Source organism: Micromonospora echinofusca (assembly GCF_017614955.1).
GTDB classification, from domain to species: domain Bacteria; phylum Actinomycetota; class Actinomycetes; order Mycobacteriales; family Micromonosporaceae; genus Micromonospora; species Micromonospora echinofusca_A.
Genome location: NZ_WVUH01000284.1, coordinates 1 through 9,574 on the forward strand (window position 1 = coordinate 1; position 9,574 = coordinate 9,574).

Here is a 9,574-nt window from a genome sequence, read left to right on the forward strand (position 1 = left end):
GCCCCACCCCGTCCGACGACGACCGGCCGTCGACCCCCGAACCGTCAGCACCGTCCGACCGCCCCGCTGGAACGGGAAACGGGAACGGGTCGACCACCGCCGAGTCCCGGGCACCGCACCTGTCCTCCCCGGTGGTTGACGCGGTGCGGGTCGTACCCGCCACGGTCGACTCCGTCTCCGCCCTGGTGGCCGGGCTCCCGCCGATGCTGCCCGGCGTGTTCGAGGGCGTGCTCGACCCGGTCGTGTCGTTGACCGACCGGCTGCTCGGCACCCTGCTGCCACCGGTGGCAGTCTGCCCGGTCGACTCCGGCCCCACCCGGGCACCTGTCCCGGTGACCGAGCCAGCACCCCCCAGCCAGGTCGGTGGCGGTGCCGACCAGGGGCAGGCACCCCAGGTACCGCCGGATCCGGTGCCGGTCCGGGCCTCACTCTGGTCGCCGTGGTCCCCGATACTCATGGTGCGCCAACCCGCCTCCCTGCCTGCGCTGGGTCGCATGGCGGTGGTCGGGCCGGCCGGCCCGTCGCCGCCGGGAGCACTCGATCGTCCCGGTGACCCCGGCGACGATCATGCGCTGACCGCCGACCGGGGTGCCGGGTCCGGTCCGGCCGTCCACCGTGGCTGGCGTTGGCTGCATGAAACGGCTGCCACCGGCGCCGTTGCCCGGTACGCGACCGCTGCCGCCGGTCGTACCCCCGCTGTGGTCGCCCGTCCCGGCTGATTCGCTCCGTCACCGCCTGTCGTGGTCGGGGGCACACGACCCCTCCGACCGGTAGGCGGGCAGCCGAGTGCCTGACCGTCCCCGCATCGGGACGTGTCACGGCTGACGTCGTACCCGTTGCGCTCGCGACCGGACCGTTGCCCCACCCGTCACCCTTCTGCCGGTGCCGGGTCGCCGGCCCGTCGCGACGCGTACCCGAGATCGGAGCGAGGGTAATGATCCGCGTCGTTGTCATGGAAGAAATGGGACTGCTGCGGGGTGCACTGCGGGCTGTGCTGTCCAACGAGGAGGACATGGAGGTCGTCGCCGATGTGGCGCAAGTGGGGGAGCTGCTGACGGTGGTCCGTCGGGAACAGCCGGACGTCGTCGTGCTCGGTCTGGACCTGGACGTACCCGACCAGCTGAGGGTGGTGGAGCGGATCGGCGCCGTCGCCCCCGACACCGGTGTCCTCGCGATGAGCGGCCGGTGGCGACCGACGGCGATGCAGGCGGCGGCTGCGGTCGGGGTCCGTGGCTTCATCAGCAAGGACGGACCGCCGGACGAGCTGGTACGGATGGTCCGCTCGCTGGCTGCCGGGGAGCGGGTGATCGATCCGTTGGCCGCCGTCGCGGTGCTCGGGCCACCGAGGAGTCCTCTCACCGGACGGGAGACCGAGGTGCTCCGGGCTGCCGCCGAGGGCCTGCCGCTGAAGGAGATCGCCCGGCGGCTCTATCTGGCCCATGGGACCGTGCGGAACCACCTCTCGGTGATCATGCGGAAGACCGGTACCCGCAACCGCCTGGAGGCCATCCGTCGGGCGCAACGCGACGGCTGGCTCTAGGTCGCGTTTCATAAGGGCGGTCGAGTCGAGGCGCAGTCCAGGCGGCGGTCCGGCAAGGCGCGGTTTCGTCCGGATACCGGTGTCGTATCCGGACGAAACCGCAACGCCGCCGGCCGTTGTCTGGGCCCGCCGTAGGCCGGCCAGTTCTTATGAAACGCGACCTAGGGTGCCCGGCGAACGGTTGGCTCCAGGTGCCCCGGCAGCCGGGACGGGGGCCGCCGGCCGTAGGGATCGCGGCCGTTCCGACCCGGATCCGTCACCGAGCGGTACCGCCGTGGAGGTGTTTGAATGACAGCGTTCCGTGATGCTGGTGCTACTGAAAGCAGAGAAGGGACACTGGTGATCCGCACACTTCTCGCTCTTGACGGGGCTCTGATCCGGGGTGCGCTCGCTCTCGTGCTCGCCGCCGAGCACGACATCCGGGTCGTCGCCGAGGTCGACCGGGGCGACGACCTCGACCGGGCGCTCTGGACACGGCTGCCGGACGTGGCCGTGGTCGACGCGGACCTGATCGCCGGCGACACCGTGGCCGGTGCGGGACCGTGCCCGCTCCTGGTGCTCGCCGACCCCCGTCGGCCCAGAGGGCTCTACGACCTGCTCTGTGCCCGGCGGGCCGTCGGTGTCCTCGGCAACGACGTACCACCGCAGCGGGTGGTGGACGGCGTCCGACGGCTGGCGAAGGGTGAGCCGTTGGTGGATGCCGATCTCGTCGTCGCCGCGCTCGGCTCCACCGGCCCGTTGACCGGGCGGGAGACCGATGTGCTGGATCTGGCCGCCACGGGTTCACCGGTGAACGAGATCGCCCGTCGACTCAGCCTGTCGCCGGGCACCGTGCGGAACCATCTCGGTCGGATCAAACGCAAGACCGGGGCGCGGACCCGTATCGAGGCGGTGCGCGTCGCGCAGAACGCCGGTTGGATCTGAGGAAGCCCCGCACCGCCCCGGCCCGCCTCGCGCGGCCGGGGCGGTCCGGTCTACGGCAGGGGGGTGGCCGGTGCCGGCCGGTGACGCTCCGGCACCGGGATGTCCCGGTCCCAGTAGCCGGCGAGTTCCCGGTACGTCGCCGACCGGGTCAGCAGTTCGTCGTGGGTGCCGGTGACCGGTCGGTCACCGTCGAAGACCAGCACCCGGCGGGCCCGCAGCGCGGAACTGATCCGGTGGGCGACGACCACCAACGCGCCGGGGCGGTCGGCGAAGGCGCGTTCCACCTGCGCCTCGGTGGCCGGGTCGAGATGACAGGTGGCCTCGTCGAGCAGCACCAGGCGGGCGGGGGACAGGTACGCCCGGGTGGCGGCGATCACTTGCCGTTCCCCGGCGGACAGTCCACCCGGGGTGATCCGGGCCGACAGGCCGCCCAGCCTGGCCGCGAGGGGTCCGCCGCCCACCACGTCGAGCGCGGCCAGCAGCGTACGCTCGTCGGCCTCCGGGTGGAGGTAGCGCAGGTTGTCAGCGAGCGAGGCGGTGAAGACGTACGCCTCCTGGGGGACCAGCACCCGCAGTCTGGCCAGGACGGTCGGCGACGCGCCGGCCGTCGGCACCCCGGTGAGCCGTACGGTGCCCTGCTCGGGTTGCAGCAGCCCGGCCATCAGGGCGGCCAGGGTGGACTTTCCCGCACCGCTCGGGCCGACCACGGCGAGGTGGTCCCCCTCGGCCAGGTCGAGGTCGAACCGGTCGAGGACCGCCCGGGCCCGGTTGCCGTAGCGGAAGGTCAGGCCGCGGAGTCGTACCGCCGGCCGGCCCACGGTCCCGGTCCCCGGTCCGCCGCCCACCGGCTGACCGGCCGGCGCTGCGACAGCGGGTGGGGCGACCTGCGGCGCGACAGCGGGTGGGGCGACCTGCGGCGTGCGGGCGGGTGGTGGGGTGACCTGTGCCGCGCCGAGCAGCCGGTCCAGGGTCACCACGTACCGCAGCCCACCGCCCCCCACGCCGTGTACCAGGGCGTGCAGCGCGGGCCGCAGTCCGGTCGAGACGTAGATCAGGGCACCGAGCACGGCGCCTGCGGTGACGCCCTGCCGGACCAGCCACGGCGCGGCCAGCAGCAGCACCGCCACCGGCGACCAGCCACCCACCCCGAGACTGAGACTGCGCAGCGCGGCCATCCGGGACACCGTCCGTTCCGCGGTGGCCTGCGCCGCCACCCGGCGGCCCACCTGCCCGACGATCCGTTCCCCGGCGCGGGCGGCGACGACGTCCCGGTGCGCGGCCAGGGCCGCACCGGCGGACCGGGCGAACTCCTCGCCGGCCACGACGAGGTCCCGTTGGTGCCGCACCATCGCCGGCAGGGCCGTGCCGAACACCACCAGCCCGGCCAGCAGCGGACCGGCCACCAGGGCGGCGACCACCGGAGCCAGGGCGAGCAGGCCGAGCAGCGCCGCACCGGCGGCGAAGAGGAAACCCCGGACCACCATCAGCAGGCCACCGAAGGTGTCCCGGACCACCTCCACCTGGTGGGTCAGTCGGGCCACCGCCGTACTGTCCGACCGGGAGCCGGGATACCCGGCCCCGACCAGCGTCGACCGCACCAACCGGGTGGTCAGGTCGTCCCGGAACGGCTCCACCACCGCACCGAGACTGCGGTACACCCGCCCGGTGCCCCACGCGCCGACGGCGATGGCCACCGCCAGCCCGGCCAACCAGGCAAGTCCGGTCCCGAACCGGCCGGCGAGGAAACCGTCGTCCACCGCCCGTGCGGTCAGGTAGCCCGACAGCAGGGCCGGGAGCGATTCGGCCACCGACCAGCCGGCCAACCGGGTCAGGGCGGCGCGCCGGTCGACGAGAACCTGCCAGGTCAGCCGCCGTACCCCGGTCACCGGCCACCCTCCACGGGCAGGAACATCGCCCGGTAGGCCGGGTCCGACCAGAGCCGGCGGTGCGGCGCGAGGGCCCGCAGCCGCCCGGCGTGCAACCAGGCCACCAGATCGGCCGACGCCGCCGTGGCCGCGCGGTGGGTGACCACCAACCGGGTACGCCCACCCGACCGTTCCACCACGGCCTGCCCGATCCGGTGCGCGGTGGCGGTGTCCAGGCTGGACGTGGCGTCGTCGAGGATCAACAGCCGTTCGGCGGACAGGGCCCGGGCCAGCCCCAGCCGTTGTGCCTCGCCACCGGAGAGCGGTGCGTCGGCCAGCGGTGTCCGGTAGCCCTCGGGCAGCCGCTCGACGTACCCGTCCACGGCGGCGTCGCGGGCCGCCCGGAGCACCGGTGGGCTCGCCGGTCGACCGTCGACCGGTACCGTCGCCTGGTCGTCCGGCAGGCCCAACCCGATCACGTCGTGCAGGGTCTCGCCGACCAGCACCGGCCGCTCGAAGGCGTACCCGACGGCCCGGCGCAGTGCCGACGGGCTCAACCGGCGCAGCGGTACCCCGTCCAGGAGCACCTCGCCGGCGTCCGGGTCCTGGAGCCGACCGGCCACCGCCGCCAGGGTGGACTTGCCGGAGCCGGACTCGCCGACCACCGCCACCGTGGCGCCGGCCGGTACCGCCAGGTCGACGTCGTGCAGTACCGGTCGGCCGTCCGACGCCTGGACGGTGACCCCGTGCAGCCGGAGCGCGCCACCGCCGGGCGGTAGGGGCGCCGAACCGTGCCGCACGCCCGGCTCGTCGAGGACCATGGCGATCCGGTGCGCGCCGGCCCGGCAGCGGACCAGCCGGTTCAGGGTGGCCAGTACCGCGCCGAGCCCGGCGCCGAGAGCGGCGTACTGCACCGCGGCGACCAGTTGACCGGGGGTGAGCCAACCGGCGGTCAGGGCGTACCCGCCGACCGCGACGACCGAAAGGTGCAGCAGTGGTGCCACGGCGGCCGTGCGGGCGGCGGCCCCGGCCAGCAGGTCCCAGCTGCGCCGCCCGTGCCCGGCGAGTTCCGGCAGCGGGGCGAGTACCCGGGTCACCTCCCGGGGAGCGGTGGCGGCGGCGGCGATGGTGCGGGCACCGGTCAGCGCCTCGACCAGCCGGCCCGCGATGTCGCCCTGTACCCGCTGGTACTCGGCGGTCACCTGGGAGGCGTCGGCGACGAAGGTGCGCATCAGCAGGGCGAGCAGTGCGGTACCGGCGATCATCGTCAGCCCCAGCACCGGCTCCAACAGCAGCAGCGCAACGATGCTGCCCACCGGCGGTAGCAGCGCTACCAGCCCCAGGACGGCAGCCGTGCCGATCTGGCCGGCGTCGGCGGCCTGCCCGGCCAGCCGCCCGACCAGGTCCCCGACCGGGTAGCGGCCGGCATCCCGGGGGGAGAGCGTGAACAGGTGCCGTAGCAACCGGTACCGCAGGGTGGCGGTGGCCCGCGCCGTCTGGTGACCGGAGGCCAGGTTGGTGGCCGCGTCGGTGACGACAAGGATGCCGACCAGGGCGCACGCCGCGATCGTCCACCAGGCGGTGCCGCCGGTCAGGGCCGCGTCGACCGCCCGGCCGAGGACGACGGGGAACACCAGCATGGCGGCCGCGCCGATGAGCGCGACCGCCGCCAGCGCGACGCTCCACGCGCCGCCGTACCACACCGTTTCCCGGAGCAGCCGGTCCCCCCGGAGCCGCTGGTCCCCCCGGAGCCGTTGCGAAGGATTCCTGCGGACCATCGTCTCCATCGGCCCTCCGGACGGTGTGCGGACATGGGATTGCCCTGGGCCGGCACGTCTGCCCGCCCAGGGCCCCACGAATGACCTGATCAGTTGCAGGTCGTGATGGAGAGCGAGCTGTCGCCGCAGAGCAGCAGGCTCGCCTCGCTGCCGCCGCCGGAGCGGTCGGCCGGGGCCATTTCCAGGCCCTGGAGGTCCAGAAGCGCCATTGTCGTGTCACCTCCCCTCAGTGGTCGGGACAAACGACCCGATGGTCGGGATACCGACCCGATCAGTTGCAGGTGGTGATGGAGAGCGAGCTGTCGCCGCAGAGCAGCAGGCTCGCCTCGCTGCCGCCGCCGGAGCGGTCGGCCGCGTCCATCTCCAGGGCCTGGAGGTCCAGGAGCGCCATGTCGTGTCACCTCCCTTCCACGGTGTCGGTGGGAGAGCCCTCGTGCTGGTCACGAGGGAGTTCGGGGGCGCCGGGCAGGGGCGCGAGGAGCGGCAGCGTCACCGGTTCGTCGTGCCGCGCGGCGGCCACCGCGAGCAGCACGCCGGCCGTGCCGGTGGCCAGGTCCATCGACAGGCGCAGCAACTGCTCGCCGGGGAAGGCCACGCCGTCCCGGTAGGGCAGCGCGTGCCAGGCCAACCGCCGCAGTTGGGCGTGGAGTTCCCGCCGGTCGTCGGCGTCGCGTGCCGTCGCGGCCAGGTAGGTGACGATGCCGGCGCGGCCGGCGAAGAGACCCGACTGGGCGTAGAACGGGGAGCGCGCGGCCAACCTCGCCGCCCGGGCCATCCGGGCGAACTCCTCGTCCGGCCGGTGGGCGAGGTAGCGGTCGAGGACCAGTCCGATGCCGACACTGCCGACTCCGAGGTACGGCATGTTCCGCCAGCCCTCGTTGACCTCCAGCGCGCCGTTGGGGCGGAGCACGCACCGGCGCAGGTCCTGCCGCAGGGCGGTCGCCGCGTGGTCCAGCAGTGCCGGGTCACCGGTCGTCTCGTACCGGCGCAGGAACATCAGCGCGGGTCCGCTGCGACCGCGCAGCAGTCCGGCGTACGGGTGCCGGCCGCCGCTGACGTCCGGACCGGGATCGTCGGCGATCAGCTCGACCACCCGCGCGGTCGCCCGCTCGGCGGCGTCGGTGAGGGATCGTTCGCCGGTACGCAGACCCAGCTCGGTGAGGTTCAGCGCGATGCCGGACAGGCCGCTGAGCAGACTGTGGTCCAGACCGTCCCAGGATTCGCCCAGGCAGATGTCGAGGACGTCGAACGCCTCCTGCCGCCGCCCGAGGTGTTCCAGCGCGTACGCCACGCCGTGCAGGCCGTCGTAGAAGCCGCAGCGGGTGCCGGACTCCCGGGCCAGGGCCCGCCTGATCAGCCAGTCCTCGTGTGCGGGATGCCGTCCTGCGCCGCTGACCGCCAGGGCGTACAGCACTCCGGCGGCGCCGTGGGCGAGGTTCAGCCCGCCACTGCGGAACTGTTCGATGTCGCCGGGGAAGAGCCGGTCGGTCCGCTCCGGGGTGGCGCTGGCCAGGATCGCCCGGCTGAGCTGTGCCCGCAGGGCCGGCCAGTCGTCGGTGTCGAGGTCGACCGGACCGCCGGTGGCCGCTGCCCCGCTGGTTGTCGGCGTCGGCTCGGTGGCCGTCACGCCGGTGCTGGTCGGGGCGGTGGCCGGTGCGCGGTCGGACGGGCCGGTCAGCATCGCCGGGTCGGTCGCGGTGATGTCGGCGACCGCCCGGTCGAGGAAGTCACGCGGTACCGGGAAGTGCGCGGCGATGATCTCCGCCAGGTGGGCGGCCTTCGCCGGGACCAGCCGGATCAGCTGGGTCAGCGGCAGGAACAACGCCAACCGCAGGCAGGCCAGGGCGTACCGGTCGACGGCCGGGCCGGTCCAGCCGGTCGGTGCCGCGAAACCCTGGTTGCGCAGGGCGGGCCGGCTGCCGCCGACCGGTGCGGCGACCTCGAAGTCGACCAGCGCGATACGGTCGTCAGGGCGCACCATGACGTTGAACAGGTGCAGGTCACCGTAGACGATGCCGTGTTCGTGGATCGCCTCGACGACCGACTCGACCTGTCGGTGGATGTCGAGCGCCCAGCGGGTGTACTCGGCGCGGTCGGCGTCGGAGGCGTCGGCGTCGATCAGCGGGTACCGCTCGACGACCAGCTTGTTCAGCGACCGGCCCTCGATGAACTCCAGGGCCAGGAACCGGTGGTCGCCGAGGGTGAACTCGTCGTGTACCCGGGGCACCTGCGGCAGGTCGGCCAGGGCGCGCAGCATCGCGGTCTCCTTGGCCAGCCGGGCGACGGCGTCGGTGCCGTCCGCGTCCAGGCCGGCGTACGGCCGTGCCTCCTTGAGCACCACCTGCGTGTCGGTGCGCAGGTCCCGCCCGACGTAGAGGCCACCGCCGTTGGAGAAGTGGATGACCTTTTCGATCCGGTACGGCAGTTCGTTGGTGCTGTTGGCGTTCCGCGCCGTGAGGTGCGGGGCGAGGAAGTCGGGCAGGGTGACCCAGGAGGGGACGTGGAAGACCGGGTCCCGCCGGTCGGGGACCAGGACCCCGTCGGCGTCGGCGATGGCCGGTACCACCTGCCCGTCGTCGGAGAGGCAGTACCGCGCGGCGAAGCCGCCGTAGCGGACGTACACCGGCCCGGAGCCGTAGCGCAGGTCGCTGAGGATGTACGGGCCCGGTTCACCGGCCAGCAGTTCGTCCAGTTCCTTGCAGGTCAGTTCCAGTTCCGCGTCGTCCCGGGGGTAGATGGTGACGAACTTTCCGCTGGCGCCCCGGGCGGCGTACTTGGCGTTGCGCAGCAGCAGGGTCTGCGGGCTGCGGAGGAACTTGAAGGACAGGCCACGCGGTACGCAGTAGTCGAAGATCTTGTCGAGTACCCGCTCGGCGTTGTCCAGGCAGGCCGAGATGTGGATCTTCCAACCCTGCTGCGGGAGCGATGCGCCCTCCGGGCCGTAGATCAGCCAGTCGCCGGTACGCTCGGAGCGCCATCCCTCCGGATCCGACCGACCGGCCCGGGGGAAGGCCGGCCGGTCGGTGGCGTTGCCCAGGGAGTCGTAGAAAAGGCGGTCCGCGGCACAGTAGCTGTCATAGCGCTCGTGCACCGTCCGACTCCCTTCGCTGATCCGAACTGTTTTTCCGCTCCGTTCGATGTATTCGATCCTGTGCCACGCCGGGCGGGGCCTCTAGTGCGGTTAGTCATGACGATCTGTGAATGCCGCACGGACACTCATGACAAATGTCAGTACCCGGGCGTGAACGGTTCCGGAAACGGGGCAGCTGGTTTGACGGCGGCGGAACGCGGGTAATGCCGTCCGGTTCTCGACCGGTTGTCCGGTTCCGGGTGGCGGAGACTCCGGCAGTGGGGCTCTCAGGTGCCGCAGACCGCCGACCCGTGCGCGATCGGCGGGGTCGGCCAGGATCACATCAATGTGCACGGGCAGGGCCTTCAGCCCGAGCGGGTCCAGATCGTGCTGTTCC

The 9,574-nt window shown here is 73.1% G+C and carries 7 protein-coding genes and 1 pseudogene; 3 read left to right on the forward strand and 5 right to left on the reverse strand.

Features of this window, described 5'->3' with window-relative positions:
- From GSF22_RS25405 to GSF22_RS25415, 3 genes and pseudogenes are all read left to right on the forward strand, one after another.
- Window positions 1-719, forward strand: a pseudogene (locus GSF22_RS25405) (hypothetical protein); the annotation flags it as partial.
- A gap of 233 nt (window positions 720-952) precedes the next feature.
- Window positions 953-1,540: a response regulator transcription factor gene (locus GSF22_RS25410; protein ID WP_244454097.1), complete on the forward strand. Its 588-nt coding sequence runs from the start codon at window positions 953-955 to the stop codon at window positions 1,538-1,540.
- A gap of 339 nt (window positions 1,541-1,879) precedes the next feature.
- Window positions 1,880-2,464 carry a response regulator transcription factor gene (locus GSF22_RS25415; protein WP_208816256.1) on the forward strand — a complete coding sequence of 195 codons (585 nt, stop codon included), beginning with the start codon at window positions 1,880-1,882 and terminating at the stop codon, window positions 2,462-2,464.
- A gap of 50 nt (window positions 2,465-2,514) precedes the next feature.
- Here the strand turns inward: GSF22_RS25415 and GSF22_RS25420 are convergent, their stop codons facing one another.
- The 5 genes from GSF22_RS25420 to lanKC form a co-directional block, all read right to left on the reverse strand.
- A complete protein-coding gene (locus tag GSF22_RS25420) occupies window positions 2,515-4,350 on the reverse strand; it encodes an ATP-binding cassette domain-containing protein (protein ID WP_208816257.1) in 1,836 nt (611 codons plus the stop codon).
- On the reverse strand, window positions 4,347-6,116 hold the full coding sequence (locus GSF22_RS25425; protein ID WP_244454099.1) for an ABC transporter ATP-binding protein: 1,770 nt from the start codon (window positions 6,114-6,116) through the stop codon (window positions 4,347-4,349). The genes GSF22_RS25420 and GSF22_RS25425 overlap by 4 nt, the downstream gene beginning before the upstream one ends.
- 80 nt (window positions 6,117-6,196) lie before the next feature.
- Complete coding sequence (locus GSF22_RS25430) at window positions 6,197-6,316, reverse strand: SapB/AmfS family lanthipeptide (protein ID WP_208816258.1); 120 nt, start codon at window positions 6,314-6,316, stop codon at window positions 6,197-6,199.
- A gap of 62 nt (window positions 6,317-6,378) precedes the next feature.
- Window positions 6,379-6,498 carry a SapB/AmfS family lanthipeptide gene (locus tag GSF22_RS25435; RefSeq protein WP_208816259.1) on the reverse strand — a complete coding sequence of 40 codons (120 nt, stop codon included), beginning with the start codon at window positions 6,496-6,498 and terminating at the stop codon, window positions 6,379-6,381.
- A gap of 6 nt (window positions 6,499-6,504) precedes the next feature.
- Entirely contained in the window at window positions 6,505-9,198 is a 2,694-nt protein-coding gene (lanKC, locus tag GSF22_RS25440) for a class III lanthionine synthetase LanKC (protein ID WP_208816260.1), read from the reverse strand.
- Window positions 9,199-9,574 lie beyond the last annotated feature (376 nt).